This is a genomic window from Peteryoungia rhizophila (genome assembly GCF_004912145.1).
Lineage (GTDB): Bacteria > Pseudomonadota > Alphaproteobacteria > Rhizobiales > Rhizobiaceae > Allorhizobium > Allorhizobium rhizophilum.
The window spans coordinates 84,235-109,665 of sequence record NZ_STGT01000006.1 but is presented as its reverse complement, the minus strand read 5'-3'; the positions used below and the strand labels follow the sequence as shown (position 1 = coordinate 109,665).

23 protein-coding genes are annotated in these 25,431 nt (G+C 62.1%); 10 read left to right on the top strand and 13 right to left on the bottom strand.

Annotated elements, in window-relative coordinates:
- Nucleotides 1–56: 56 nt before the first annotated feature.
- The 3 genes from murI to E9677_RS21700 all read right to left on the bottom strand — a co-directional run bounded on the left by murI (nt 57) and on the right by E9677_RS21700 (nt 2,380).
- Entirely contained in the window at nt 57–902 is an 846-nt protein-coding gene (murI, locus tag E9677_RS21710; RefSeq protein WP_136560150.1) for a glutamate racemase, read from the bottom strand.
- Nucleotides 880–1,713, bottom strand: coding sequence for an RNA methyltransferase (locus E9677_RS21705; protein ID WP_136560149.1), 834 nt, complete (start codon nt 1,711–1,713; stop codon nt 880–882). The genes murI and E9677_RS21705 overlap by 23 nt, the downstream gene beginning before the upstream one ends.
- Before the next feature lie 130 nt (nt 1,714–1,843).
- Nucleotides 1,844–2,380 (bottom strand): hypothetical protein, encoded by a 537-nt coding sequence (locus tag E9677_RS21700; RefSeq protein WP_136560148.1) that lies wholly within the window; start codon nt 2,378–2,380, stop codon nt 1,844–1,846.
- A 224-nt stretch (nt 2,381–2,604) separates the two neighbouring features.
- On the opposite strand from E9677_RS21700, the gene E9677_RS21695 reads away from it, so the two are divergent.
- Nucleotides 2,605–3,819 carry an NADP-dependent isocitrate dehydrogenase gene (locus E9677_RS21695; protein WP_136560147.1) on the top strand — a complete coding sequence of 405 codons (1,215 nt, stop codon included), beginning with the start codon at nt 2,605–2,607 and terminating at the stop codon, nt 3,817–3,819.
- 34 nt (nt 3,820–3,853) lie between these two features.
- Here E9677_RS21695 and E9677_RS21690 read toward each other — a convergent pair whose 3' ends face one another.
- On the bottom strand, nt 3,854–4,372 hold the full coding sequence (locus tag E9677_RS21690) for a hypothetical protein (protein WP_136560146.1): 519 nt from the start codon (nt 4,370–4,372) through the stop codon (nt 3,854–3,856).
- Nucleotides 4,373–4,537: 165 nt separating this feature from the next.
- On the opposite strand from E9677_RS21690, the gene E9677_RS21685 reads away from it, so the two are divergent.
- Nucleotides 4,538–6,175 carry a SulP family inorganic anion transporter gene (locus E9677_RS21685; protein ID WP_136560145.1) on the top strand — a complete coding sequence of 546 codons (1,638 nt, stop codon included), beginning with the start codon at nt 4,538–4,540 and terminating at the stop codon, nt 6,173–6,175.
- Nucleotides 6,176–6,278: 103 nt separating this feature from the next.
- Here the strand turns inward: E9677_RS21685 and alaS are convergent, their stop codons facing one another.
- The gene (gene alaS / locus E9677_RS21680; protein ID WP_136560144.1) at nt 6,279–8,936 is read right to left on the bottom strand and encodes an alanine--tRNA ligase; all 2,658 of its coding nucleotides are present in this window, start codon (nt 8,934–8,936) and stop codon (nt 6,279–6,281) included.
- Nucleotides 8,937–9,089: 153 nt separating this feature from the next.
- Nucleotides 9,090–10,178: a recombinase RecA gene (gene recA, locus E9677_RS21675; RefSeq protein ID WP_136560143.1), complete on the bottom strand. Its 1,089-nt coding sequence runs from the start codon at nt 10,176–10,178 to the stop codon at nt 9,090–9,092.
- 242 nt (nt 10,179–10,420) lie between these two features.
- On the opposite strand from recA, the gene E9677_RS21670 reads away from it, so the two are divergent.
- Nucleotides 10,421–11,365 (top strand): carbohydrate kinase family protein, encoded by a 945-nt coding sequence (locus E9677_RS21670; protein WP_136560142.1) that lies wholly within the window; start codon nt 10,421–10,423, stop codon nt 11,363–11,365.
- Nucleotides 11,366–11,394: 29 nt separating this feature from the next.
- On the top strand, nt 11,395–12,321 hold the full coding sequence (locus tag E9677_RS21665; RefSeq protein ID WP_136560141.1) for a pseudouridine-5'-phosphate glycosidase: 927 nt from the start codon (nt 11,395–11,397) through the stop codon (nt 12,319–12,321).
- Nucleotides 12,322–12,403: 82 nt separating this feature from the next.
- On the opposite strand, the gene cckA is transcribed toward E9677_RS21665, so the two are convergent.
- Nucleotides 12,404–15,025, bottom strand: coding sequence for a cell cycle histidine kinase CckA (gene cckA, locus E9677_RS21660; RefSeq protein WP_136560140.1), 2,622 nt, complete (start codon nt 15,023–15,025; stop codon nt 12,404–12,406).
- 256 nt (nt 15,026–15,281) lie between these two features.
- Here cckA and E9677_RS21655 point away from each other — a divergent pair, with 256 nt between their 5' ends.
- Nucleotides 15,282–16,757: a flagellar biosynthetic protein FliO gene (locus E9677_RS21655; RefSeq protein WP_136560139.1), complete on the top strand. Its 1,476-nt coding sequence runs from the start codon at nt 15,282–15,284 to the stop codon at nt 16,755–16,757.
- Nucleotides 16,758–16,842: 85 nt separating this feature from the next.
- Here E9677_RS21655 and dksA read toward each other — a convergent pair whose 3' ends face one another.
- Entirely contained in the window at nt 16,843–17,262 is a 420-nt protein-coding gene (gene dksA / locus E9677_RS21650; protein ID WP_112243309.1) for an RNA polymerase-binding protein DksA, read from the bottom strand.
- A 275-nt stretch (nt 17,263–17,537) separates the two neighbouring features.
- Between dksA and E9677_RS21645 the strand changes: the two genes are divergently transcribed.
- The 4 genes from E9677_RS21645 to E9677_RS21630 all read left to right on the top strand — a co-directional run bounded on the left by E9677_RS21645 (nt 17,538) and on the right by E9677_RS21630 (nt 21,419).
- Nucleotides 17,538–18,032: a SixA phosphatase family protein gene (locus E9677_RS21645; protein WP_136560138.1), complete on the top strand. Its 495-nt coding sequence runs from the start codon at nt 17,538–17,540 to the stop codon at nt 18,030–18,032.
- A gap of 127 nt (nt 18,033–18,159) precedes the next feature.
- Complete coding sequence (locus tag E9677_RS21640; protein ID WP_136560137.1) at nt 18,160–19,632, top strand: YcjX family GTP-binding protein; 1,473 nt, start codon at nt 18,160–18,162, stop codon at nt 19,630–19,632.
- Nucleotides 19,629–20,735, top strand: a complete 1,107-nt coding sequence (locus tag E9677_RS21635) for a YcjF family protein (protein ID WP_136560136.1) — start codon at nt 19,629–19,631, stop codon at nt 20,733–20,735. Before E9677_RS21640 ends, E9677_RS21635 begins: the two co-directional genes overlap by 4 nt.
- A gap of 141 nt (nt 20,736–20,876) precedes the next feature.
- Complete coding sequence (locus E9677_RS21630; RefSeq protein WP_136560135.1) at nt 20,877–21,419, top strand: hypothetical protein; 543 nt, start codon at nt 20,877–20,879, stop codon at nt 21,417–21,419.
- A 27-nt stretch (nt 21,420–21,446) separates the two neighbouring features.
- Here E9677_RS21630 and folK read toward each other — a convergent pair whose 3' ends face one another.
- The 3 genes from folK to folP are packed head-to-tail and all read right to left on the bottom strand — an operon-like array spanning nt 21,447 to nt 23,195.
- The gene (folK, locus tag E9677_RS21625; protein ID WP_136560319.1) at nt 21,447–21,935 is read right to left on the bottom strand and encodes a 2-amino-4-hydroxy-6-hydroxymethyldihydropteridine diphosphokinase; all 489 of its coding nucleotides are present in this window, start codon (nt 21,933–21,935) and stop codon (nt 21,447–21,449) included.
- 16 nt (nt 21,936–21,951) lie between these two features.
- Nucleotides 21,952–22,323 (bottom strand): dihydroneopterin aldolase, encoded by a 372-nt coding sequence (folB, locus tag E9677_RS21620; RefSeq protein WP_136560134.1) that lies wholly within the window; start codon nt 22,321–22,323, stop codon nt 21,952–21,954.
- Nucleotides 22,320–23,195 carry a dihydropteroate synthase gene (gene folP / locus E9677_RS21615; RefSeq protein WP_136560133.1) on the bottom strand — a complete coding sequence of 292 codons (876 nt, stop codon included), beginning with the start codon at nt 23,193–23,195 and terminating at the stop codon, nt 22,320–22,322. Before folP ends, folB begins: the two co-directional genes overlap by 4 nt.
- A 104-nt stretch (nt 23,196–23,299) precedes the next feature.
- Between folP and E9677_RS21610 the strand changes: the two genes are divergently transcribed.
- Nucleotides 23,300–23,926, top strand: coding sequence for a DUF922 domain-containing Zn-dependent protease (locus E9677_RS21610; RefSeq protein WP_136560132.1), 627 nt, complete (start codon nt 23,300–23,302; stop codon nt 23,924–23,926).
- A gap of 292 nt (nt 23,927–24,218) precedes the next feature.
- Here the strand turns inward: E9677_RS21610 and E9677_RS21605 are convergent, their stop codons facing one another.
- Nucleotides 24,219–24,539 carry a 2Fe-2S iron-sulfur cluster-binding protein gene (locus tag E9677_RS21605; RefSeq protein WP_136560131.1) on the bottom strand — a complete coding sequence of 107 codons (321 nt, stop codon included), beginning with the start codon at nt 24,537–24,539 and terminating at the stop codon, nt 24,219–24,221.
- Between the two features lie 108 nt (nt 24,540–24,647).
- Entirely contained in the window at nt 24,648–25,022 is a 375-nt protein-coding gene (locus E9677_RS21600) for an Hpt domain-containing protein (RefSeq protein WP_136560130.1), read from the bottom strand.
- Nucleotides 25,023–25,431: the final 409 nt, after the last annotated feature.

The window sequence follows — 25,431 nt, the reverse complement described above, 5'->3', positions numbered from 1 at the left end:
ACCGTTGCCGATATGCAACAAATTGTCGCAGGGCCGTCTCAGGGCCGAACGATCGCTTACCCGACCAAAATATCGGCCGCCGGCTGGAGAGATAGACCCATGCCCTGCATCAGGCGTCGCGTGGAAAAATCCTGGCTGCCGGAGGTGAAGACCGCGAAATCGAAATTATCAGGATGCTCTGCCCCCTCCACGAGCGGGACGAGCCGGCGCGCCTGTCTCGCGATGGCTTCCGCCGGATCGAGCCAATCGACGGGCCAGGGCGCGAGCCGGCGAAAGACATTGGCGAGGAAAGGGTAATGCGTGCAGGCGAGTACGACGATATCCGTCCGCATGCCATCCTTGTCGACGAAACAGGGGGCGATCTCGGCAAGCACGGCGGCATCGTCCAGTGCATCGCCGCGGATATAGGCCTCCGCCATGCGGGCGAGGTTCTCCGAACCAACGAGACGAACATGGCATTGCGAGGCAAAGGACTGGATGAGGTCGCGGGTATAGGCGCGCTTCACCGTCCCGGGCGTTGCCAGCACGGAGACGAGACCGGAACGCGTCCGCTCCGCCGCCGGCTTGATCGCAGGCACGGTGCCGATGAAGCGCATCTCGGGAAAGCGCTGCCGCAGATCGGCGCCCGCGAGCGTGAAGGCGGTATTGCAGGCGACGATCACCGCGTCTGGCTCGTAACGCTCCAACAGGCCTTCGAAGAGGCGCACGATCCGCGCCTTCAAGGGCTCCTCGTCCCAACCGCCATAGGGGAAACCGGCATCATCAGCGACATAGATGAAGCCGCGCTCCGGCATGAGCAGACGCGCCTCACGCAGGACGGTGAGGCCGCCGATGCCGGAATCGAAGACCAGGATCGGCTTCGAGCCGACCATATCGCTGTTACTTGCTAGGGCCTTCGTCATCAGATCCATCTTCCGCCACCATAGCCTTCACCGACGTATTGATCTGGCCTGGCCGCGAAAAACGGTCGAGCGAGTTGATCACGCCACGGACGACATGGATCTCGGGTGTCGTGAATGCCCGCCGGGTGAACACAGCGCGCAGATTGTCGATCATCCTCGGCTTTTTGTTGGCGGGATGAAAATATCCCCTGACCTCGAGCGCTTGTTCCAGATGCTCGAACATGCCGATCACCTCTTCCTTCGTCGCCTGTGGCTGCTCGGGTGCATCGAACGGCACGGCATGCGGATCCTCAATGTCGGACTTCATCCATTCATAGGACATGAGAAGTACCGCCTGGGCGATATTGAGCGAAGCGAAAGCCGGATTGACGGGGAAAGTAACGATTTCATCGGCCAGCGCCACGTCTTCCGTCGACAGGCCCGACTTTTCGCGTCCGAACAGGATCCCAGTCTTCTCGCCCGAGCGGAACCGCTGGCGCAGTGTCTGGGCAGCGGTGACCGGCGAACGCACGGGTTTGAACCCGTCCCTGAAACGCGCCGTCGTTGCATAGACAAAGTTGAGATCAGCGACCGCCTCTTCGAGCGTCTCATAGACCACGGCACCGTCAATCACATGGTCTGCCTTGGAGGCCGCCGAACGCGCCTTGTCGGACGGCCAGCCGTCGCGGGGCTTGACGAGACGCAGTTCGGCCAAGCCGAAATTGGCCATGGCGCGCGCCACCATGCCGATGTTTTCACCGAGTTGCGGCTCAACCAGAATGATTGCCGGCCCTTCGGCCAGCATGATCCGCTCGCTGTTCGTTCCTGCCATGACCTGCCCTTGTATGAATATGGGCACCCATTGGCACAAAATCGCTCGGCCGCAAAGGGGTTGGCGCGGGAGACGGAAAAGCTGCCACCCCTGTGGGCCCGCTTTCACATGCCCCGGACAGGCAAGGCGCCTAGAGACCGCCTTGCATCTTCAGATCCTGCTTGATGGAGGACCCACTCTGACCGTCAACGACTGGATAAATGTCATCGATGACGGCGCGACCAGCTTCGTCGACGACATGAAAGATCAGCACCGTGTCGGCTTCGTATTCGGCACCCTCACCAAAACAGCGGCGATTGTTGAAGAGCGCAGTCACCTGCCCGTCACCGTCATCCTCGATGCGGATGTCCTCGAACGGACAGCCATCCTGCCCTTGGGCGATCGGGTCGTAGTCGAAGGGATAGCCGGTCGTCTCCCCTTCCGGCGGATCGAAGGGCGGGTTCTTCGAGGCTGCTTCGAATGCCAGTGCGAAGTCCCTGCTGAACAATCGCGAAAGGCGATCGACGCTGAAGACGTCTTCGCTCGGCTCATCGATCTTGTCATCCCAGCCCCGCGCTGCCGCCTCGATGATTTCCCGGACCGGAGCCTTAACATCGGAGGCAGCAAAGAGCGGCGCGACCGACGCCAGGAAGATGCCAAGGGCGATCAGTGGTGACAGGGACTTCATCTGCAGCTCCGCCGAGGTTCTTGAAACACTTCGCTTGTAGCCGAAAAACGCGATGCTCCGGAAACCAAGTTTGGGGCAAAAGGCACGCCAAAAGTCTGAACCGAGAATTTCCCCGAAGACCCCCTCTCCTGTTTGCCTTGTACCGAGAGAATGTTATAGGCAGGCCATCGGCACGGCGCCCTCCCCGCGCTCGTTCCATAGGCACCAACCCCGCGAGGATATTCATGAGCAAGATCAAGGTAGCCAACCCGGTCGTCGATCTCGACGGCGACGAGATGACCCGCATCATTTGGCAGTTCATCAAGGAGAAGCTGATCCTTCCCTACCTGGATCTCGACATCGAATATTACGACCTCTCGGTCGAGAACCGCGACGCAACCAACGACCAGGTCACCGTTGACGCTGCCCACGCCATCAAGAAGCACGGCGTCGGCATCAAGTGCGCAACGATCACGCCCGACGAACAGCGCGTCAAGGAATTCAACCTCAAGGAAATGTGGAAGAGCCCGAACGGCACGATCCGCAACATCCTCGGCGGCGTTATCTTCCGCGAGCCGATCATCTGCAAGAACGTACCACGTCTCGTTCCCGGCTGGACCAAGCCGATCGTTGTCGGCCGTCACGCTTTCGGCGACCAGTACAAGGCGACCGACTTCAAGTTCCCCGGCAAGGGCAAGCTGACGATCAAGTTCGTCGGTGAAGATGGCGAAGTCATCGAAAAGGAAGTCTACAACGCACCAGGCGCCGGCGTCGCCATGGCGATGTACAACCTCGACGAATCGATCCGCGAATTCGCCCGCGCCTCGATGATGTACGGCCTGATGCGCAAGTGGCCGGTCTACCTGTCGACCAAGAACACCATCCTGAAGGCCTATGACGGACGCTTCAAGGACATCTTCGAAGAAGTCTACCAGGCGGAATTCAAGGCGAAGTTCGAAGAGATCGGCATCGTCTACGAACACCGCCTGATCGACGACATGGTCGCCTCGGCGCTGAAGTGGTCCGGCGGTTATGTCTGGGCCTGCAAGAACTACGACGGCGACGTGCAGTCGGATACGGTCGCGCAGGGCTTCGGCTCGCTCGGCCTGATGACCTCGGTTCTCTTGTCCCCCGATGGCCGCACGGTCGAGGCCGAAGCCGCACACGGCACGGTCACGCGTCACTACCGCCAGCACCAGAAGGGTCAGGAAACCTCGACCAACTCGATCGCCTCCATCTTCGCCTGGACCCGTGGCCTCGCCCACCGCGCCAAGCTCGACGAGAATGCCGATCTGGCCAACTTTGCCGCAACGCTCGAAAAGGTCTGCATCGACACGGTCGAGGCAGGCTTCATGACCAAGGATCTGGCCCTGCTCATCGGTCCGGATCAGCCGTGGCTCTCGACCACCGCCTTCCTCGACAAGGTCGATGAAAACTTGAAGAAGGCCATGGCTGCCTGATCGGCGACTAAGGCTTTTGAAATTCAGAACCCGGTCACGGCAACGTGGCCGGGTTTTCTGTTTCAGCAATGTCGTCCTCGGCATCGACTTCTGCAAAGCGCTTGCGGATTTCGGCACCCAGGCGTCGGCCCGAGATATGGTAGCCGGTCAGCGGCAGCTCGTAACTCTCGAGGCGATCTGGATCATCCTCGTCCAGATAGTCGATGTCGACCAACCAGCGGCCATCCACGCGACGCTGGGCCAGCTCCACCATGGACGCCCAGGGGATCCGCTTCTCGATCCTGAGATCGATCAATTCCTCATTGTTGAGCTCGATCACTGGCCGCTTGGCGAGGACCAGATCCCTCCAGCCCTTGCGAAGCCCGAAGACGGCAAAGGCGAGCAGCGTCAGATAGACCAGAACCATCAGGCTCGCCCAATCTCCACCCAGCAGGCTGGCCAGCAAGCCGCCGAACGAAACGGACATCAGAATGGCCGCCATGGCGGCCCAGAGAACACCGAGGCCGCGGCGGGGATAGACGATCAGGGTCGGAAAGCTTGTCTCTGTTTTCATGATCGACCTACATAGGGAAAATCACCGTCTGGGAACAGCCGGAACGAGGCCTGTCGTATCGGACTAATCCTTTAGCCGTGTTGTCAAACAGCGGGACTCAGGCTCCAATACCGCCAAAAGGCAACTGGGGGATGCCGTGACGGGACACATGCCATCGAAAAATAGATGACCGAAGCCATCCTGCCGAAGACCGTCAGCGTTTTCCGAGAAGGTTATGGTCCGGCGAAGTTCAAGGCCGATGCACTGGCCGGTCTCACCGTGGCCATCGTTGCGCTGCCGCTGTCCATGGCAATCGCCATCGCCTCCGGCGTGACGCCAGACCGTGGCCTCTACACCGCGATCATCGGCGGCTTCCTCGTCTCCCTGCTCGGCGGCAGCCGCCACCAGATCGGCGGCCCGGCCGGTGCCTTCATCGTGCTTGTCAGCGCGACCGTGGCGACCCACGGCATCGACGGCCTGATCCTGGCAACCGCGATGGCCGGCATGATGCTGATCGCCTGCGGGCTCTTGAGGATCGGCGATTACATCAAGTTCATCCCCTATCCTGTCACCGTGGGCTTCACGGCCGGCATTGCGGTCATCATCTTCGCCAGCCAGATCGGCGAATTGCTCGGCTTGAGCTTCCCCAATGGTGAGCCCGGCCCGCTGGCCGACAAGCTCACCGCCATCGCCGCGGCCTTGCCAGGCTTTTCGACGGCCGCCGCATGTATTGCGGGTCTGACCATTGCCGTCATCCTGCTGCTGCGCCGTTATCGTCCTTCCTGGCCCGGCCTGCTGATCGCGGTGATTGTCGCATCGGCTGCCTCGGCTCTCCTCGACCTTCCGGTCTCGACCATCGGCTCGAAATTCGGCGGCATCCCCTCCGGCCTGCCGATGCCGGCGTTGCCGGATCTTTCGCTCGATCTTGCCATCGCCGTCTTACCCGATGCCATCGCCTTTGCCCTGCTCGGCGCGATCGAGTCCCTGCTATCGGCCGTCGTCGCCGATGGCATGACGGGACGTCGGCACCGATCCAACACCGAACTGGTGGGCCAGGGGGTGGCTAATATCGCTTCTGCCCTGTTCGGCGGCATTTGCGTGACCGGAACCATCGCCCGCACGGCAACCAATGTCCGCGCCGGCGGCACCAGCCCGGTCTCCGGCATGCTGCATGCCGTCTTCCTGCTCGTCTTCATGCTGGTGGCAGCGCCGCTTGCCGCATACATCCCGCTCGCAGCCCTTGCCGGCGTGCTGGCGGTCGTCTCCTGGAACATGGTGGAGAAATCCGCGATCGTCGCCCTTGTCCGCTCCTCGCGCGGCGAAACGCTGATCCTGGCCGTGACCTTCCTGCTCGTCGTTTTCCGCGACCTGACGGAAGGCATCGTCGTCGGCTTTTCGCTGGCCGCGCTGCAGTTCATCCATCACATGTCGAGAAATGTCCGCATTACGCCGGAAAGGGTCGAGAACCCGCTGGAGAAAATGGACGCGGACACAGTGACCTATCGGCTGGACGGCGCCTTTTTCTTTGGTGCGGTCGCAGCAGCCAGTGCCGTCCTCGACAGGATCGCCGATGATCACCGCAATCTCGTCCTCGACTGCCACGGGATCCGTTTCATCGACACGTCGGGCGTCAACCTGCTTGCCGGCGTCATTCGCAAGGCCGTGCGGCAACATGTGCAGGTTTATGTGGTTTCGGACCGCCCGGAGATGCGGCAGATGCTGCTCCATCACGAAGTGCCGGAACACGGCGTGCACTTCGTCCCATCCTTCGATGAAGCCCGGCGGCAGATTGCCGAGCGCGTTAGGTCGAGCGATCCGTCCTAGCCTGATGCACTGCGCGGTTCTTGCGGCGATGACCAGCGGCAGAGGGGTAATGGTCGCCTGAAACGAAAGAGACCGGCGTCACCGCCGGCCCGTTTAGATTTCATCAGCTGAGCGCTGCCTCGACCGCGGCGATCGCCGCATCGGCCTCAGCGCCATCCGGGCCGCCGGCCTGGGCCATGTCGGGCCGTCCGCCGCCACCCTTGCCGCCGAGTGCGGCAGAAGCGATCCGCACGAGGTCCACGGCACTGAAGCGGTCAGTCAGGTCCGGCGTGACCGATGCGACGGCGCTCGCCTTTCCATCTTCGGCGACAGCAATCAAGAGGACGACGGCCGTCTCCAGCCCGGCCTTGGCCTCGTCCGCCATGCCCTTCAGATCCTTGGCATCGATGCCGGCAAGCGTGCGGCCGATGAAGTTGATGCCGTTCACCTGCTTCGGCGCTTCGGCTCCACCGGTGGCACCGCCACCCATGGCGAGCTTGCGCTTGGCATCCGCCAGTTCCTTTTCGAGCTTGCGGCGTTCCTCGACCAGAGCCTCGACGCGGGCGACGACATCCGTCGGCTGAACCTTCAGCGCCGACGCGAGCGTCTTCACCCGGTCATCCTGCTCCGAAAGATAGGCACGGGCCGCTTCCCCGGTCAGGGCTTCGAGACGGCGGACGCCGGCGCCGACGGCACTTTCGCCGACCAGACGGACCAGACCGATGTCACCCGTAGCCGACACATGCGTGCCGCCACAGAGCTCGATCGAATAGGCCTTGCCGGCCTTGTCACCACGCACGGCCTTGCCCATCGAGACAACGCGGACTTCATCACCGTATTTCTCGCCGAAGAGCGCCATGGCACCTTCCGCAATCGCATCGTCGACCGCCATAAGGCGGGTCGTGACCGGCGAATTCTGCAGGATGATCTCGTTGGCCATCTCCTCGACCACCTTCAGCTCGTCGGCCGAAATCGGCTTCGGATGCGAGATGTCGAAACGCAGGCGCTCGGGCGCGACCAGCGAACCCTTCTGTGCCACATGGGTGCCGAGCACCTCACGCAGCGCCTCATGTAGGAGATGGGTTGCCGAATGGTTGGAGCGCAAACGCGAACGGCGTGCGTGATCGACGTTCAACGTCACAGCACCTCCGGCCTTGACGATCCCGTTCTGCACGGTCGCGACATGCACGAAGACGCCCTCGCCCTTCTTCTGGGTATCGGTGACCGCAAGCGAATATCCCTCGCCGACGATTTCACCTGTATCGCCAGTTTGGCCACCTGATTCGCCGTAGAACGGGGTCTGGTTGACGACGATCTGGACCTCTTCGCCAGCGCTCGCCTGCTCGATGACCTTGCCGTCCTTGACGACGGCCAGAACCTGGCCTTCAGCCGTCTCGGAACTGTAACCCAGGAATTCGGTCGCGCCGAACTTCTCCTTGAGCTCGAACCAGACGGTTTCGGTCGCCTTGTCGCCGGAGCCAGACCAGCTGGCCCGAGCTTCCGCCTTCTGGCGCTGCATGGCATCATTGAAGCTGGTCAGATCGACGCCGATGCCGCGGCCGCGCAGCGCGTCCTGCGTCAGGTCGAGCGGGAAGCCATAGGTGTCATAGAGCTTGAAAGCGGTTTCACCGTCGAGGCTGTCGCCTTTGTCGAGAGTGGCCGTAGCATCCGACAACAGCGTCAGGCCGCGTTCCAGCGTCTTGCGGAAACGGTTTTCCTCGAGCTTCAGGGTTTCGGAAATCAGGGATTCGGCACGGACCAGTTCCGGATAGGCGCGGCCCATCTGCTGCACGAGGACCGGCAGAAGCTTGTAGATGATCGGATCCTTCGCACCGAGCAGCTGCGCATGGCGCATGGCGCGGCGCATGATACGGCGAAGCACGTAACCACGGCCTTCGTTCGACGGCAGAACGCCGTCGGCGATCAGGAAAGCCGACGAGCGGAGATGGTCGGCGATGACCCGGTGGCTTGCGCGGCGCTCACCTTCGGCCTTGACGCCGGTCAGGTCCACCGATGCGTCGATCAGCGCGCGAAAAAGGTCGATGTCGTAATTGTCGTGGCGACCCTGCAGGAGCGCTGCGACACGCTCCAAGCCCATGCCGGTGTCGATCGAGGGACGCGGCAGGTCGACCCGTTCTTCCTTGGTGATCTGCTCGTACTGCATGAAGACGAGGTTCCAGATCTCGATGAAGCGGTCACCGTCTTCGTCCGGCGAACCCGGAGGACCACCCCAGATATGGTCGCCGTGATCGTAGAAGATTTCCGAACACGGACCGCAGGGGCCGGTGTCACCCATGGCCCAGAAATTGTCGCTGGTCGGGATGCGGATGATCTTGTCGTCGGAGAGACCGGCGATCTTCTTCCACAAGCCATGCGCCTCGTCATCCGTATGGTAGACGGTGACGAGCAGGCGGTTGCGATCGATGCCGAATTCCTTGGTGATCAGGTTCCAGGCGAGCTCGATTGCCCGCTCCTTGAAATAATCACCAAAGGAGAAATTGCCGAGCATTTCGAAGAACGTATGGTGGCGCGCAGTGTAACCGACATTGTCGAGGTCGTTGTGCTTGCCGCCGGCGCGCACGCATTTCTGCGCGGTCACGGCCGTCGAATAGGGACGCTGCTCCAGGCCGGTAAAGACGTTCTTGAACTGCACCATGCCGGCATTGGTGAACATCAACGTCGGATCGTTGCGCGGCACCAGCGGGCTGGAGGAAACGACCTCGTGACCGTTCGTCTTGAAGTAGTCGAGAAAAGTCGACCGGATGTCGTTTACACCGCTCATGTCACGCCCTTCATTCAGGCCGGGAAGCCGGCCAATTTGCAAAATCAATGGCTTTTATCGCCCGGCTTCATCCCTGTCCAGCAGCCGCAACGAAAACGGCCGCGTCTCCAAGGAAACGCGGCCGGCAAATTTTCACGAATGCAGACGAAAGGCTTACGCGTCGTCGGCACCGTCGCCGTCATTGGCGTCAGGCCCGCCGTTCTGCAGGAACTTTTCCGCGATCAGACCGGCATTCTGGCGCAGTGCCATCTCGATTTCCTGGGCCATCGCCGGGTTGTCGCGCAAGAACAGCTTGGCGTTTTCACGCCCCTGGCCGAGACGCTGGCTGTTGTAGGAGAACCAGGCACCCGCCTTCTCGACGATACCGGCCTTGACGCCGAGGTCGACGAGTTCGCCGGTCTTGGAGACGCCCTCACCATACATGATGTCGAACTCGACCTGCTTGAAGGGCGGTGCCATCTTGTTCTTGACGACCTTGACGCGGGTCTGGTTGCCGACAACCTCTTCGCGATCCTTGACCGCACCGATACGGCGGATGTCGAGGCGAACGGAAGCGTAGAACTTCAGCGCATTACCGCCGGTCGTCGTTTCCGGCGAGCCGAACATGACGCCGATCTTCATGCGGATCTGGTTGATGAAAATGACCATCGTCTTCGATTTGGAGATCGAAGCGGTGAGCTTGCGCAGCGCCTGGCTCATCAGGCGGGCCTGCATGCCCGGAAGGCTGTCACCCATCTCGCCTTCGATTTCGGCGCGCGGGGTGAGCGCTGCGACCGAGTCGACGACGAGCACGTCGATGGCGCCGGAGCGCACCAGCGTGTCGGTGATTTCGAGCGCCTGCTCACCGGTATCCGGCTGCGAGATCAGAAGATTCTGCAGATCGACGCCGAGCTTGCGGGCATAGATCGGATCGAGCGCGTGTTCCGCGTCAACAAAGGCGCAGATACCGCCCTTCTTCTGGGCCTCTGCAATCGTCTGCAGCGCCAGTGTCGTCTTACCCGAGCTTTCCGGCCCGTAAATTTCAACGATTCGCCCCTTCGGCAGGCCGCCGATGCCGAGCGCGATATCGAGGCTGAGCGACCCCGTCGAGACCGTCTCGACTTCGACCACGCTCTCGTTTGCACCGAGCTTCATGATCGAGCCCTTGCCGAACGACCGTTCGATCTGCGAGAGCGCCGCCTCCAATGCCTTGCTTTTATCCACCGATTTGTCCTCTACAAGCCGCAAAGAATTTTGTGCCATTGGATCCACCTTTAGGTTATTGAGGCCGCATAGGCAATGAAGCCGCCGATGAGCAATATGTACTCTTTTTGTTCTGTTTTTGCAAGCGCCCATGAAGTGATTGATATGAAATCGCTTTACATAGAGTGTTCGAAATATGTTCCGCGATGGGAGCGGATGTCGAGACGACGCAAGTGCGAGGTCGCCATTGCAGCGGGCTTGCCGGCGTCGATTCGTGAATTCAGGGCTTCGGAGGGGTGCTTATGAAGGTTGAAATCCTGGCTATCGGTGGCGCCCATATCGACCGCCGCGCACGCATCTTCGGGGATACGAAACCGGGCGCCAGCAATCCCGGCGCATGGTTCGAGGAAGCCGGCGGCGGGGTCTTCAATGCGGCTCGCAATCTCTCGCGTCTCGGCCGTTCCGTACGCCTGATCGCCCCTCGTGGCGGTGATGCGGCCGGCCAGATGGTGGCGGACGCGGCCGACCGCGCCGGCCTCGACGACCAGCCAGTCATGTTCCTCGGCCGGGCAACGCCGAGCTACACCGCCATTCTGGAGCGCGACGGCAATCTCGTCATCGCGCTTGCCGACATGGCACTTTATGACGCCTTCACGGCGCGGCGACTGAAGGCAAGATCGTTGCGGGACAGCGTGGCGCTCGCTACCCACGTCCTCACCGATGCCAACCTGCCAGCCGACACGCTCGCCGCACTTGCGGCATCCTGCCATTCGGCCGGAAAGGGCATCTCGGCGATCGCTATCTCGCCGGCGAAGGTCATCAAGTTTCGGGGCGCCTTACCCCAACTCAGCCATCTCTTCATGAACGGCGCCGAGGCCGAGGCGATCGCCGGCGAGCGACCCGAAAGGCCTGAAGACTGGCCGGCCCTGCTACGCGCCATGGGCCTCAGTGGCGGCACCGTGACCAGCGGCAGCGGACCAACGATCGCCTTCGATACCGACGGTATTGCTCTGATCGAACCCTTGCCCATGGACAAGATTGCCGATGTCACCGGTGCGGGTGATGCCTTTGCAGCCGGCTTCCTTGATGCACGCCTGACCGGCGCCTCTCTTGCAGCCGCCTTGCGACACGGCACCGCGAGTGCCGCAATCACCCTCGCATCACCCAATGCGACGGACGAAAACCTGTCGGGAGAGAGGCTGCTGAGCCAGTTGGCTCTTGTCCCAGCCGCCCGTTTCCTGTCATGAGACCCTAAATTTCTAACGGAAGATCCCCCATGACCCGTTCCATCTCCCCTCTCCTCCCCATCACCTATTCGAGCGAAGTGAGTGCCGCCAAGCAGCGCGGAGCTCCGATCGTGGCGCTCGAGTCGACCATCATCACCCATGGCATGCCCTATCCCGGCAATCTGCAGATGGCCCGCAGCGTCGAGGACATCGTTCGCCAGCAGGGCGCGGTACCCGCGACAATCGCCGTCATCAAGGGCATGCTGCATATCGGCCTGGAGCCGGCCGAGCTTGAAGCCCTTGCGCAGATGGAGCATGTGATGAAGCTCTCGCGCGCCGATCTCGCTTTCGCGATCGCAGAGCGTCGTAACGGCGCAACGACGGTTGCCGCCACCATGATCGCCGCTTATCGCGCCGGCATCCATGTCTTTGCGACCGGTGGCATCGGCGGTGTCCATCGGGGCGCCGAGGAGAGCTTCGACATCTCCGCCGATCTGGAAGAACTTGCCCGGACCGCCGTGATCGTCGTTTCAGCCGGGCCTAAGGCCATTCTCGACATCCCAAAGACGCTCGAAGTGCTGGAAACCCGCGGTGTACCCGTCGTCACCTATGACAGCGAAGACTTCCCCGCCTTCTGGTCGCGCAGCTCGGGCCTCAAGAGCGTGCTCAATCTGCAGAGCCCGGCAGCCATCGCCAATTTCCAGAAGATGCGCGACCAGCTCGGCATCGACGGCGGCATGTTGATCGCCAACCCGGTGCCGGAAGCGGACGAGATTCCGCGCGAAGAGATGGAGATCTATATCAGCCGGGCGCTTGCCAATGCCGAGCGCGACGAGATTGCCGGCAAGCAGGTCACCCCCTACCTGCTCGACAACATCTTCCACCTGACCGGCGGGCGCTCGCTCAAGACCAACATAGCGCTGGTCGAGAACAATGCCCGCCTGGCAGCCGAGATCGCCGTCGCCATGAACGGCTGAGCCACAGGATGATGAGAACGAAGGAACCCGCCGGAGCGATCCGGCGGGTTCTTTGATTCCAAGGATACTCTTTCGATAAATCTCAGCCTTCGCCATCCAACATTTCACGCACGGCGACGGCCAGCTGCTTGAGCGAGAAGGGTTTCGGGAGGAAACCGAACTTCGCGTCCGCCGGCAGATTGCGGGCGAAGGCATCCTCGGCGTAGCCCGAGACGAAGATGAACTTCAGCTCCGGATACTTCTTGCGCAGTTCGGTGAGCAGGGTGGGGCCATCCATCTCGGGCATCACGACGTCGGAGACGACGATGTCAACGGCACCATCGAGCTCCTCCATGATGTCGAGTGCCTCGACGCCGGAACCGGCCTCATGCACGGTATAGCCGCGCGTCTCCAGCATGCGTTTGCCGCCGCGCCGCACAGCCTCCTCGTCTTCGACAAGCAGCACGACGGCAGACTTGCCCGTCAGATCCGGCGCATCCTGAAGCTCTGCATTGCCGTTGGGCTTGGCAACCGTGATAGTGTCCCCATTGACCGAAGCCGTGACCTGTCCCTCGACGACCGGCAGCACCTCGGGCACATGGCGCGGCAGGAAGATGCGGAAGGTGGTTCCCTTGCCGACTTCCGATTCGGGATAGATGTAACCGCCCGACTGCTTGACGATGCCATAAACCATGGCAAGCCCGAGACCCGTGCCCTTGCCCACTTCCTTGGTGGTGAAGAAGGGCTCGAAGATCTTGTCCATGATTTCGGGCGCGATCCCGGTGCCATTGTCCGCAACTTCGACCAGCACCATGTCTTCCGACGGCAGGCCCCGATAACCGAAAGCATCGGCCTCATCGGCGTCGATATTGCGCGTGGAGACCACGATCGCACCACCGTCCGGCATGGCATCGCGGGCATTGACGCAGAGATTGATCAACACCTGTTCGAACTGCGACAGGTCCGTCTTCACCGGCCAGAGATCCCGGCCGTATTCGACCCGGAGCTTCACATTCGAGCCGGAGATCAGACGGTCGACCAGCATGCGCAGATCGCCGATCACGTCGGTCAGGTTGAGCACGCTCGGCCGCATGGTCTGCTTGCGCGAGAAGGCGAGCAGCTGGCGCACCAGAACGGCGGCACGGTTCGCATTGCGCTTGATCTCCATGAGATCCGCAAAGCTCGCATCCGAAGGCCGCGCCTGCAGAAGCAGGTGATCGGAGGAAAGCAGGATGGCGGTGAGCACGTTGTTGAAGTCGTGCGCGATACCGCCGGCGAGCGTGCCGACCGCATTCATCTTCTGCGTCTGCGCCATCTGCGCCTCGAGCGCCTTCTGGTCGGTCACATCGACGGCATAGACGATCGCTGCTTCTTCCGGCGCTTCGTCGCTCTGGTCGATCACGGCGTTGACGTAGAAGCGGAAGTGCCTGATGTCATTGGTCGGATGGCGGCTGTCGATCGGCGAGATATCGACCTGCCGATCCATGGCAGCGGCCAGCGCCTCCCGGAATTCCTCGCGTTCGCTATCATGCAGCACGACTTCGATCTGGCCGTGCTGGTCGATTTCGTCGCGCGAAATGACATCGGCGAAGAGCTTCATGAAAGGCGCATTGGTCCGCAGGATCCGGCCCTCGCCGTCGACGGAGGCGATCGCCATCGGCGTATTGTTGAAGAAGCGTGTGAAGCGCATCGAGGCGACCGAATCCGACTGGTCGCCACCCTCGCCTTGGGCGCGGGACAGAACGATGGAGCGGCTTTCGCCCGGCGCACCGTCGCGCGCTGCCCTGACCCGATGCACCAGGCGAACCGGCAGGCTCTGGCCGTTGACGCGGCGAAGATCGAGGTCGAGCGTTTCCGTGCGCGCCTGGCCGGGCTCGGCCTGTACCGAGTTGATCAGCGCCATGCCCTCGCCGGCGACGAGATCGGCAATCGTCATCGAGCCCGGATTGAACTGGGTGAGGTCCACACCCAGCCATTCGGCGAGCGTCGCATTCAGATAATAGATCTCGCCCTTGCGGCCGGCGGAGAAGAAGCCCGCCGGGGCATGATCGAGGTAATCAATCGCGTGCTGCAACTCCTTGAAGAACCGCTCCTGATCGTCGCGCTCTGCCGTAATGTCGGAGATCTGCCAGACATGCTGAGCCTTGCCGCGCCCTTCGCCGGGCAAAAGCCGCGCCTTCAGGCGATACCAATGGGCGCCGGATCCGTTCGCCGTCTGGCTCCCGAGAGGCTTGAGGAGCCGGAATTCCTCATGACCGTCGCGCCCTTCGCGCAGGCCATTGGTCAGCCGGTACAGCGCTTCGCTCGATTCACGGTAGCGCGACAGCAGCGCCTCCAGCGTCTGGACTTCCGTGGCCTTGCGCGCACCGGTCATCGCCCCATAGGCCTGGTTGGCGAACACGATCCGCCCCTCGACATCCGTGATCAGCGTGCCCTCTGGCTGGCTGGACAGGAACCGGCGGGCCAGCGTGTCGCCTTGCGACTGCGGCATGACCTCGACGAAGCCGATGACGGCGGAGACGATGAAGAAGATGCCCATCATCGCCAGGATGCCGAGCACGCCCAGCACTACCTGATTGTCGAGCTGCTCACGGAAGAAGATGAAAGCTGCCGAGGTCGCGATGAGTACAAGAGCGAGCAGCAGGATGCGCAGCGCCATGCCGGCGCCGCTGCGGCGATCGACCAGCGGGCCGTCTCCATCTCGATCGAACTGCTGTCGTGTCATTGATGCCTCGTGCAAAAGCGCCGGGATGGATCGACCAAGCGAGAATCGGCGCTTTCTCCTGTTTATCAACTTGCCTTACCCGCAAAAAGCAAAGAAAGGGCCAGAATGCACTGCAGAGCCGCTCTCCCACAGGAATGCCGCAATCCTGACAGACCATTCGGGCGGTTGCCGCGTTGTGGACCCCATATCTCGCCTCCGCGCAAGATTGCGGAAGGGAGCGTCTTCTGCCAGAAAGCCTGACAAAAGGAGCACGCACATGCTGGATGACCTGATCGCGGCCTATGGCAATCGTTTTCTCGTGGCCGCACTTGGCGTTAGCCTCGGGCTGCTCTGCCTTTTTGTCGTGCTCTGGATCTTGCGCAATCGGGCACCCTCGCCCTTCGTGCGCGGCGGCCGCAATCGCCAGCCACGCCTTCAGGTGCTGGATGCCGCCGCCGTTGATACGCGCCGCCGCATCGTTTTGATCCGCCGCGACAATGTCGAGCATCTCGTGATGATCGGCGGACCGACGGATATCGTGATTGAAAGCGGCATTGGCGACGAAAGGCCTTATCTGAGCGCCCGTCCTCTGACCCAGCAGGTCGAACAAGATCAGTCCGCATTGCCAGATCCCGGCGCACAAATGAACCTGGCGGCAGCCGAGCCGCCCACCCCCATGATCGCCGCGCCGGCAGCACCAGCGCCCGCAGCGACGGCGCCCATCGAGCCGCCCGTCAGGCGCCCGGTAGTCGCCGAACCGGCAAAGACCGAGCCGTCCCCGCCGCCGGCCAGGCCGGCCCCCATTGCGGCGACGGCAGCTGAGGAGAAACCCGCGCAACCGATCCCGGTCCGCCCTCCACAATCCGCAGTGGAAAATCCGGTGGCAGCGGCTGTTTTGCCCATGGCCGCCGCAGCTGCCGCGACGCCGCCAACCTTGCCGATGAGCAAGCCCGTCGAGCCGGAACCGGCTTTGCCCACGCAAGCCCCGACGATCGAACCCGTCTCGCGCCCAGTGCCGATGGTCGAGAAGCCGATGGCAACCGAAGCGCCTGCAGCGCAACCGACCGCGCATCTCGAACCCGTCATGTCCGTCGAGGCCGTTACCACAGCCCCCGCGGCAAATTTCGAGCTGCTCCGGGCCGAACCGGAGACGTTCCAGACCACGACGGTCATCGAGCCCGGTGTGACGGCCGGGACGCCGCCGATCGAGACGTTCCGGATGGCGCCCGTCGAACCCGTGATGGCGAATAAGGTCCAGCCCGCGACCCGTGATGAAGACCGACACTTTGTCCAGGCAGAGCCCGCCCCCGTGCTGCCGCCCGTCATCGATCCGCCGGCGGCCGAAGAGCTTCTCGAAGCGGCACGCCAGCGGGTGCTCGCGCCGCTCCCCACGCCAGCACCTGTGGTCAGTCAGCAGCCACAACGAACCGAACCGACGACTGCTGTCGCGCCGTCTATCGATACGAACGAAGCGCCTCAACGCGACATGAGCGACTTCGAGCGCGTCCTTGAAGAGGAAATGGCCTTGCATCTCGCGGCAGATCCCGTTCCGACCGCGCGGCCCGCCCCGACGATCTCGCCCGTCCTGCCGGAAACGCGGGCCGATCGTCCCCGCCCGCCGGTTTCAGCGGTCCTGCCAGAAGTCAGCCGTCCGGCCCCGGGGCAGAACCCGGCTCAGCCGAGCGAAGAGCCCAATCTGCAAAACGAGATCGCCCGCATCTTCGGCGAGATGTCGGCCAGCCGAAATCCCTGACCGACAAACGGCTGCATGCCAAGAAAAAGACCCGCCAATGGCGGGTCTGAGTTTTTATTCTGATGGCGTCGATAAAGCCGAAGCTTCACTCGTCGCGATAGACCTTTTCGCGGCGCTCGTGCCGCTCTTGAGCCTCGATCGAAAGCGTTGCGATCGGGCGAGCGTCGAGACGCTTGAGACCGATCGGCTCCCCTGTTTCCTCGCAATATCCGTAGGTGCCATCATCAATACGCTGCAGCGCGGCGTCGATCTTCGAGATCAGCTTGCGCTGACGATCGCGGGCTCTGAGTTCGATGGCTCTATCGGTTTCCGAGGAAGCCCGATCGGCGAGATCAGGATGGTTGGCGCTTTCTTCTGCGAGGTGGCCGAGCGTCTCGCGCGCTTCTCGTAGGATGTCGTTCTTCCAGGCGACAAGCTTGGCCCTGAAATAGGCCCGCTGGTTCGCGTTCATGAACTCATCGTCTTCCGAGAGTACATAATTGCTAAGATTGATCTTCTCACTCAACGCGATTCTCCTGAAGAACATCTCAATGGGCGGGTGTATAACCTTTCAAGGCAACCGGTTCAAGCCTTCTGGCTCTTTCGAACTCATTTTTAAATCTGTTACATTTTTGATCTAAATTTCTAATTTTTAAGCATAAAATGCTTTGAACTTGCTCACCCGTACACACCACTCCACCGCGATAGCTCGATGCAGTGCACTTGGCCGCATGGTTGACGACAGGGCCCAAGAACCGGTACGTCAATGACGAGCTCCACCGCACGCGGATACCCCAACGGATGACGCCCTCCCATCAGCTTCCCCAGCGCATCTACCTGCTGCGCCATGCGAAATCCGGCTGGGCCGAACCGGGTGGCCGAGATTTCGACCGCAACCTCTCGGATGCGGGTTTCGCCGAAGCCGAACTGCTGGCGGAAACCGCGGCCGACAAGGGCTATCGTCCTGATCTCGTTGTCTGCTCGACGGCAAAGCGTTGCCGCCAGACCGCAGACGCGATCAATCGGGTATTTTCCGGCCTGGTCGAATTCCGCTATGTGGATGCTCTCTACAATGCACCCGCCGAAGCCTACCTGGAGATTGCCCATTCCATCCGGGGCGTCGAAGCTCTGATGCTGGTCGGGCATAATCCGGCGATCGAAGAGGTTTTCGCCCGCCTATGTGGCAATGAGGTGATGGCGCGCACTGTGCCGGAGGGCTATCCGACATCAGGGCTCGCCGTCATCGACGCCTTGGGCGAGGACACTCATGTGCTCAGGGATTTCCTCGTCGGCTGATCCTCTTTGAGGGGCCGCCCCTGCCTCTTTTTTGCGCCGCAACCGCTGCCTATATGTGACTTTCAGCTGCGCACCTCTTCGTCTCGAGGATGGAACGTGGCCACCACGGACCCGACAGGACAGCCCCTTGCCACCTTCCCTCACAAGCCTGACCGATGAAGCCGCGATCGCCCTGGACAACATGGCGGACCGCGCCGCCCATCTGATCAATCCGACGATCCGGCTCGGCGTGACGGGCCTGTCGCGCGCGGGCAAAACCGTCTTCATCTCGTCCCTGGTGCACAATCTCCTGCATGGCGGCCGCCTGCCCCTCTTCGAGCCCCTGCGCTCCGGTCGCATGACCGGCGCGCAGCTCCAGGAGCAGCCCGACGATGCCGTGCCGCGCTTCCAGTACGAGGACCATATCCGGGCACTCGTCGAGGAACGGGTCTGGCCGGACTCGACCCGCGCCATCTCGGAACTGCGGCTGACCATCGAATACAAGAGCGCCAGTTCCTGGAACCGCATGTTCTCCGCGGGTCGGCTTTCGATCGACATCGTCGACTATCCTGGCGAATGGCTGCTGGACCTCCCGCTGCTCGGTCAGGACTACAAGACCTTTTCGGATAACACCGTGAAGCTCGCGGCATCCGGTGTGCGCGCCGAACTCGCCGCCGAATGGCTTTCGCTGGCGGCCAGCATCGATCCGGACGCTCCGGCCGACGAAATGACCGCACGTCGCCTCGCCGAGGCCTTTACGACCTATCTCAGGCTCTGCAAGTCGGACGAACGCTCGCTTTCGACCTTGCCGCCGGGCCGCTTCCTGATGCCGGGCGATCTCGACGGATCTCCTGCCCTCACCTTCGCCCCCTTGCCGGTTCTGCCGGAAGGCCGCGCCCCCAAGGGCTCGCTGCGGGCGATGATGGAACGGCGCTTCGAGGCCTACAAATCGGTTGTGGTCAAACCTTTCTTCCGCGAACATTTCGCCCGGCTCGATCGCCAGATCGTACTCGTCGATGCACTCCAGGCGATCAATCGCGGTCCTGAAGCCGTGCAGGATCTCGAACGGGCGCTCGGCGACGTGCTCACCTGTTTCCGCGCCGGCTCCAACAACATCCTGACGTCCCTGGTCCGCAGGCGGATCGATCGGGTTCTGGTGGCCGCGACGAAGGCCGATCACCTGCACCACGAAAGCCATGACCGGCTCGAGATCCTGACACGACGCCTCGTCAATCGCGCCATTCGTACGATCGGCATGAGCGGTGCCGGCATTGAGGTCATGGCGCTCGCCTCCGTCCGCGCGACCCGCGAAGCCAATGTGAAGCAGGATGGCCACGACCTCCCCGTCATCGTCGGCACGCCCATGGCGGGCGAGCGCATTGGAGACGAAATCTTCGACGGCAACCGCAAGACGGCCGTCTTCCCGGGCGATCTGCCGCGGGACCCTGAAGCCTATTTCCGCTCGGTCGATGAAGGCGATGCCTCGGCGGCCCTGCCTGACCTGAGCATCGTCCGCTTCCGTCCACCCCAACTCGACGAGCGGCAGGGCATCACACTGTCGGTGCCACATATCCGCCTCGACCGGGCGCTGCAATTCCTGCTGGGAGATCGACTCGCATGAAGAAGCCGACCGCTCCACCGACCGGCAGCCCGTCTGCGAAGTCCCTTGACGCGCAGCGGCGTCCGGCCGCCTTCACCGTCGAACCGGAAGCGCTCCATGCGGAGAGCACAGACAACCTGCGCCGTCCCCCGCGTAGCTTTACCGGCGAAGTGGCAATCGTGCCCGACGAGGAAGATCCCTTCATCGCGGTCGCAGAAGACCTGCCGCCTGCCCCCGTGGCTGAACCGCAGCGTCAACGCTTTTCCTTCGGCAAGCTGGCCGCCGGCGCCTTCGGCCTTCTCCTGTCCCTCGATTTCGGCCTCTGGGTCGATCGCCTGATCGCGGACCTCTTCACGCGGGCAGACTGGCTCGGCTATGCGGCCCTCACCGTCCTCGCCATTGGCCTCCTAGCGCTTGCCATTGCCGTCGGGCGCGAATTGTTCGGCCTCTGGCGCCTCGACACGGTCCAGAACCTGAAGGTCGAGGCAGACGCCGCGGCCGCCAGCGGCAAGCGCAAGCAGGCGGCCTCCGTCGTCAAAAAACTCATCGGCCTCGTTGCCCATCGCCCGGAAACAGCCCGCGGCCAGAAGACACTGGCGACCGTCGCGGACGATATCATCGACGCACCGCAATTGATCGAACTGGCGGAACGTGAATTGCTGGCACCGCTGGACAACCAAGCCCGCGCCCTCATCCTGAACGCCGCCAAGCGCGTGTCGGTTGTCACCGCCGTCAGCCCGCGCGCGGTGGTCGATCTCGCCTATGTGCTCTTCGAAGTCGTGCGCCTCGTCCGAAGCATGGCCAATCTCTATGGCGGCAGGCCCGGCTCCTTCGGCATGTTGCGGCTGCTGAGGGACGTCTTCGCCCACCTCGCCGTCACGGGCTCGATCGCCATCGGAGACGGCCTTGCCCAGCAGGTTCTCGGCCATGGCCTGGCGGCCCGCCTCTCGACTCGCCTCGGCGAAGGCGTGATCAATGGCCTGATGACGGCCCGGATCGGCATCGCCGCCATGGATCTCTGCCGACCGCTGCCCTTCCGCGCCACGAAACGCCCGGGCATCGGCGACTTCATCGGGGACCTGACACCCTCGATGACCGGCAAGGATCGCGACAAGGCCGGGTGAGGCAGACAAGCCACACCCGCGAGACCAGTGACTTTTGGCGGTTGTCGGACCAGCCAATTGAGGTTAATGGCAATGATGCATTAACCATTTTTCCGCTAGAGTCTGAGCGGGGTTTCTGGTTTCTCGTACCAAGGCAAATCGATGTTCTCTCGCTCCTCGACATTCGGCCGTTGCGCCGCCGTGCTTGCCGTTGCCGCGCTGATGCCGGCCACGGTCGCTGATGCTGCTTCGCGCGACAAGCGCTTCTTCGAATCCGTCGCCGGGATCTGGAAGGGTCCGGGTGAGATCGTTGCCGGCAAGTACAAGGGCACCAAGTTTACCTGCAACCTGACCGGCCTCCCGGCAGAGGGCAAGGAAACGGGCCTCAAGCTCGACGGCACGTGCCGCGTCGGCGTGTTCAGCCAGCCGATGTCGGCTGTCATCTCTCAGTCCGGCGGCAGCTACAAGGGTCAGTTCCTCGATGGCGCCGATGGCAAGGGTCTCGACATCGTCTCGGGCACCGTCACCGGCAACCGCGCCGTCATGGGCATCAACCGTGCCAAGCTGAACGGCGCCATGGTCGCCCGCATCGAAGAGAACGATGCCATGAACATCACCATTTCGGTGAAGGTGGAAGATCGGATGATCCCGGTCATCGGCCTGAAGCTCAATCGCCAGGCAACCGCGATGGCCGAAAACGACTGACCACCCGCTAGTCGATAGCCTCTGAAATCAACCGCGCCACCAGGCGCGGTTTTCGTTTGCAACAACGATTCCCGTTCGATCAACCTCACCGAGCCACGCGGCAACGCTCCGTCCCTTGATCACGAGCTGTGGATCGATGTCCACAAGCGGCATCAACACGAAGGCACGTTCCGTCATGCGCGGATGCGGCACCTTCAGATGTTCGGCATCGATGACCCGGCCGGCAAAGGTGAGAATGTCGATGTCGATCGTCCGTGGCCCCCAGCGCTCCACCCGCACCCGCTTCATCGTCCGCTCGATCTCGAGACAGGCGGCCAACAGCTCCTGCGGTTCGAGCAGCGTTTCGACAGCAGCACAGGCATTGTAGAAGTCCGCCTGATCGGTCTTACCCCAGGGCGGGGTCCGGTAGAGCCGTGAGACCGAAGTCACGCGGCAATCCGGCCGTTGGTCGAGCCTGCCAAGTGCCTCGGCCATGGCCACAGCCGGATCCCCGATATTGCCGCCGAGGCCGAGCATAGCTGCCAACCAGCGTTTACCGTCTGAGCTGTTCAATACTCACCTGCACATGGTCTAGGATGCCGGCGATCGGAGCGCTCGGCTTGCGAACGGTGATCCGACACCGGAGCATTTCGGGGAACCGGTCGAGCAGGCCGCGCGCGATCGCGAGCGCCAGCGCCTCGATCAACTGCCGTCTGCTGCCAGTCACGATCTCCTCAATGACCTCGAAGGCGATCCCGTAATGGACGGTCCCCTCCAGAGTGTCGGTCTCGGCGGCTTCGAGCGCATCGACATCGAACTCCGCATCGACGAAGAAGCGCTGACCGAGCACGCCCTCCTCCGGAAAGACGCCATGATGGGCAAAGAAGGCGCAGTTCTTCAAGGTAATGGTGAAAACACCGCTCATTCGGTCGATCCCTTCGCCGCAGCGATCCGCCGCGCGGTTTCGAGCATAGCATCGGCGATCATCAGGGCGTCCCGGTTGATCGCGACATTATGGACGCGGAAAACGGAAGCGCCCTTCAACCGGAGAGCCACCGTAGTCGCAGCCGTAGCGACGTCACGGTCAGGCGCTTCGCGACCCGTCAGCGTCCCGAGAAAGCGTTTGCGCGACGTGCCGACCAGCAACGGCAGGCCGACGGCGTGCAATTCCTCGAAGCGGATCATCAATTCCATATTCTCCTCCAGCGTTTCTTTGGCGAAACCGAAACCCGGATCGAGAGTAATTGTTTCGCGCACGACGCCTGCGCGCTGAGCAATGTCGAGGGACAGGCCAAGGAAATCCCGCTGATCAGCGATCGGATCCGGCAGCTTGGTCCGTCCCCGTCCGGTATGCATGATGCAAAGCCCGGACCCCGTTTCCGCAGCGACGGCCGCGATTTCAGGTTCCCGTTGCAAACCATGCACGTCGTTGATGATATGAGCGCCTGCCGCAACCGCGGCCCTCGCGGTGACCGCCCGATAGGTATCGATGGAGATCAGCGCGTCGGTCTTCTGGCTGAGGGCCGAGATCACCGGCAAGACCCGCGCCATCTCTTCCTCCGCCGTCAACTCTGCGGCACCCGGTCGCGTCGATTCGCCGCCGATGTCCAGAATGGAGGCGCCTTCCTCGACGCAGGCGAGCGCATACGCGACAGCGCCCTCTACACTGTCGTGCAGGCCGCCATCAGAAAAGGAATCCGGAGTAACATTGACGATAGCCATGATCGCCCCGCGCTCGGAGAGGTCGAGGGTGCGGCCATGCCCCACACGCCAAATTGTGCGTTCAACCATGGTCACGCGACCCTGTATCCTCTCGACGGAAATCCGCGAAGCTGCGATAGTACAAATCGAATTTGGCTATGCCCCAAGGGCGCGGCGAATACAACATTGCGGAAAAAAGAATGAAGCACTCCCGCCGTCTTCGGGCCGCCGTCATAGTGGCAGCCCTGACCGGCATATCCCTGCCGCTTTCGGCGAGCGCCGACGTCGTCGTCGAGAAGTCCATCACCTACTTCCAGATCGGCGGACGGACTGCGACCGATCTCGACGCCGAACTCTCGCGCAAGGGTCCCTTTACCCAGGCAAGCGGCATCCGCCATCCGGGCGCGACCCAGATCCGCTTCGGCGGAGACCTGACCTATACGAAACGTGGTGACCGCTGCGCGATCGAGGACGTCACAGTCACGGTGGAGACCAAGCTCATTCTGCCCCGCTGGAAGAACCGCAAACGCGCAACCCAGGACATGGCCACCTTATGGGATGCGCTGTCGTCCGACATCAAGCGGCACGAAGAGCGTCACGCCGAGATCGCGCGCCAGCATGCCAAACTGCTGGAACAGCGTCTCCTGAAGTTGCGCCCTACACGCGACTGCGAAACCCTGCAGGATCGCGTCAGCGAGGTCACGGACGAAGTGACGGTGGCCCATGACGAAGCGCAGATGCGATTCGATCGAGTCGAGGCCAAGAATTTCCAGGACCGCATGTCGCGGATCCTCAAGCATCGCCAGGAAATCCGGGAAAATCAGTAGAAATCACCCCTGAAATTCAAGGGCGAGTGTTGCCGCAATGCTGCAGCTTGCGCGAGCCTTACGCCGGTGCCTGTGAATAACCGGCTATTTCTCAGCGTGGCCCTTGATACAAATCTGAAATATAAGTGTCATCGAATACGTTGATTAAGCGTTCCCGATTTCCCAGTTCTCCCGGCGCGTCCTGGTGCCACAGGTGCTTCCTCCCTCGCCTGCTTGGCGATGCGCCCCCTTGCCCCGCTTTCGTGATACGAAAGCGGGGCTTTTTTTTTCGGGGTAGCGCTGACAGAAGCCCTTAGCCCTGACGTTCGGGAACGTGAACCACGAGCCCCTCGAGCGAAGCTGACACCTTGATCTGACAGGAGAGACGCGAAGTCGGACGCACGTCGACGGCGAAGTCCAGCATGTCTTCCTCCATAGGCGACGGCTGGCCGACCTTTTCTGACCAGGCATCGTCGACATAGACATGACAGGTGGCACAGGCACAGGCACCGCCGCATTCGGCATCGATCCCCGGGACCGAATTGCGCACGGCATTTTCCATGACCGTGGAGCCGTCGGCTGCCGCGATGTCGAAACGTGTGCCGTCGAATGCAATGATGCTGATGTTTGCCATGTTTGCCTGTCCAGACTTCGCCTTGTGAAAAATCGGCGAAGTCATCTCCCAATTCGGAAAGTCAGTCAACTCACGGCAAAGCGATCAGGGGCGAACGCGCCAATGAGATCACCGGGCGAGCTTCAGGATAAAGTGCTCGGCTTCCAGCACAGCGGAAGAAACCGAAGCCATGGAGTCGGAAGTCGCACCTTTGGTTTCCACTAGATCGGCAGCCGCCGCAACGCGCAGCGCACCGACGGCCATGGCTGCATTGCGCAGACGGTTGGCAGCCGCTTTCACCTCGACTTTGCTGTGGCCACCAGTCATGGCGACCAGACAGCCACGGGCCTGGCGCGCGAAGATCTGGAGAATTTCGATCTCGACCGCCTTGTCGCCCTTGGTCTGGGTGGCGAGATGCACGAGGTCGATGGGGCGCTGCTGCGACGGGGTCAGACCATTCAGGTTGTCGGGGGCTTCGAATGCGATATTGACTGCGGCTGCCATGACCGGGATCCTTGGTTTCTTGTTTTTGCTGCTGCCAGTTTGGGGCCTCACCATGGGCACGCCGTTAAAAACCCCGTGGATCGCGGGAAAAAGCTGGCGCTATGGTTAACGGGAATTAAACCTCGGCGCAGACTGGCTTTTCAGCCTAAACCTTGATTGAAATACTGTTAACAAGACCGACGGACGCAGGCCCGCCCGCGGTGCATTAATTGTATCGGATGGCCAAATGTGTCAGTACGATACGGTTGATTGGGCATTCGTGCGTGAACTTTGCCCGCAAGCCAGTCGGTGCGCGTGATAGAGGCGGAAACGCCCGCACAGCAGCGGCCGAACTGCTATAAAGAGGAAATTTCGTCTGGCGTGGCGGCAGGCGGAAATTCAAGTGAACGGTGGGACCCAGACGGAACCG

Bases quoted from the DNA above. Each gene is read 5' to 3' on its own strand.
- E9677_RS21610 (WP_136560132.1), top strand. From the start codon at position 23,300: ATGAAGCACTCCCGCCGTCTTCGGGCCGCCGTCATAGTGGCAGCCCTG.
- E9677_RS21690 (WP_136560146.1), bottom strand. From the start codon at position 4,372: ATGAAAACAGAGACAAGCTTTCCGACCCTGATCGTCTATCCCCGCCGC.
- murI (WP_136560150.1), bottom strand. From the start codon at position 902: ATGACGAAGGCCCTAGCAAGTAACAGCGATATGGTCGGCTCGAAGCCG.
- E9677_RS21630 (WP_136560135.1), top strand. From the start codon at position 20,877: ATGTTCTCTCGCTCCTCGACATTCGGCCGTTGCGCCGCCGTGCTTGCC.
- E9677_RS21665 (WP_136560141.1), top strand. From the start codon at position 11,395: ATGACCCGTTCCATCTCCCCTCTCCTCCCCATCACCTATTCGAGCGAA.
- recA (WP_136560143.1), bottom strand. From the start codon at position 10,178: ATGGCACAAAATTCTTTGCGGCTTGTAGAGGACAAATCGGTGGATAAA.
- E9677_RS21605 (WP_136560131.1), bottom strand. From the start codon at position 24,539: ATGGCAAACATCAGCATCATTGCATTCGACGGCACACGTTTCGACATC.
- cckA (WP_136560140.1), bottom strand. From the start codon at position 15,025: ATGACACGACAGCAGTTCGATCGAGATGGAGACGGCCCGCTGGTCGAT.
- E9677_RS21670 (WP_136560142.1), top strand. From the start codon at position 10,421: ATGAAGGTTGAAATCCTGGCTATCGGTGGCGCCCATATCGACCGCCGC.
- E9677_RS21695 (WP_136560147.1), top strand. From the start codon at position 2,605: ATGAGCAAGATCAAGGTAGCCAACCCGGTCGTCGATCTCGACGGCGAC.
- E9677_RS21645 (WP_136560138.1), top strand. From the start codon at position 17,538: ATGACGCCCTCCCATCAGCTTCCCCAGCGCATCTACCTGCTGCGCCAT.
- E9677_RS21700 (WP_136560148.1), bottom strand. From the start codon at position 2,380: ATGAAGTCCCTGTCACCACTGATCGCCCTTGGCATCTTCCTGGCGTCG.
- alaS (WP_136560144.1), bottom strand. From the start codon at position 8,936: ATGAGCGGTGTAAACGACATCCGGTCGACTTTTCTCGACTACTTCAAG.
- E9677_RS21685 (WP_136560145.1), top strand. From the start codon at position 4,538: ATGACCGAAGCCATCCTGCCGAAGACCGTCAGCGTTTTCCGAGAAGGT.
- E9677_RS21705 (WP_136560149.1), bottom strand. From the start codon at position 1,713: ATGGCAGGAACGAACAGCGAGCGGATCATGCTGGCCGAAGGGCCGGCA.
- folK (WP_136560319.1), bottom strand. From the start codon at position 21,935: ATGCTCGGCCTCGGCGGCAATATCGGGGATCCGGCTGTGGCCATGGCC.
- E9677_RS21655 (WP_136560139.1), top strand. From the start codon at position 15,282: ATGCTGGATGACCTGATCGCGGCCTATGGCAATCGTTTTCTCGTGGCC.
- E9677_RS21635 (WP_136560136.1), top strand. From the start codon at position 19,629: ATGAAGAAGCCGACCGCTCCACCGACCGGCAGCCCGTCTGCGAAGTCC.
- folB (WP_136560134.1), bottom strand. From the start codon at position 22,323: ATGAGCGGTGTTTTCACCATTACCTTGAAGAACTGCGCCTTCTTTGCC.
- E9677_RS21600 (WP_136560130.1), bottom strand. From the start codon at position 25,022: ATGGCAGCCGCAGTCAATATCGCATTCGAAGCCCCCGACAACCTGAAT.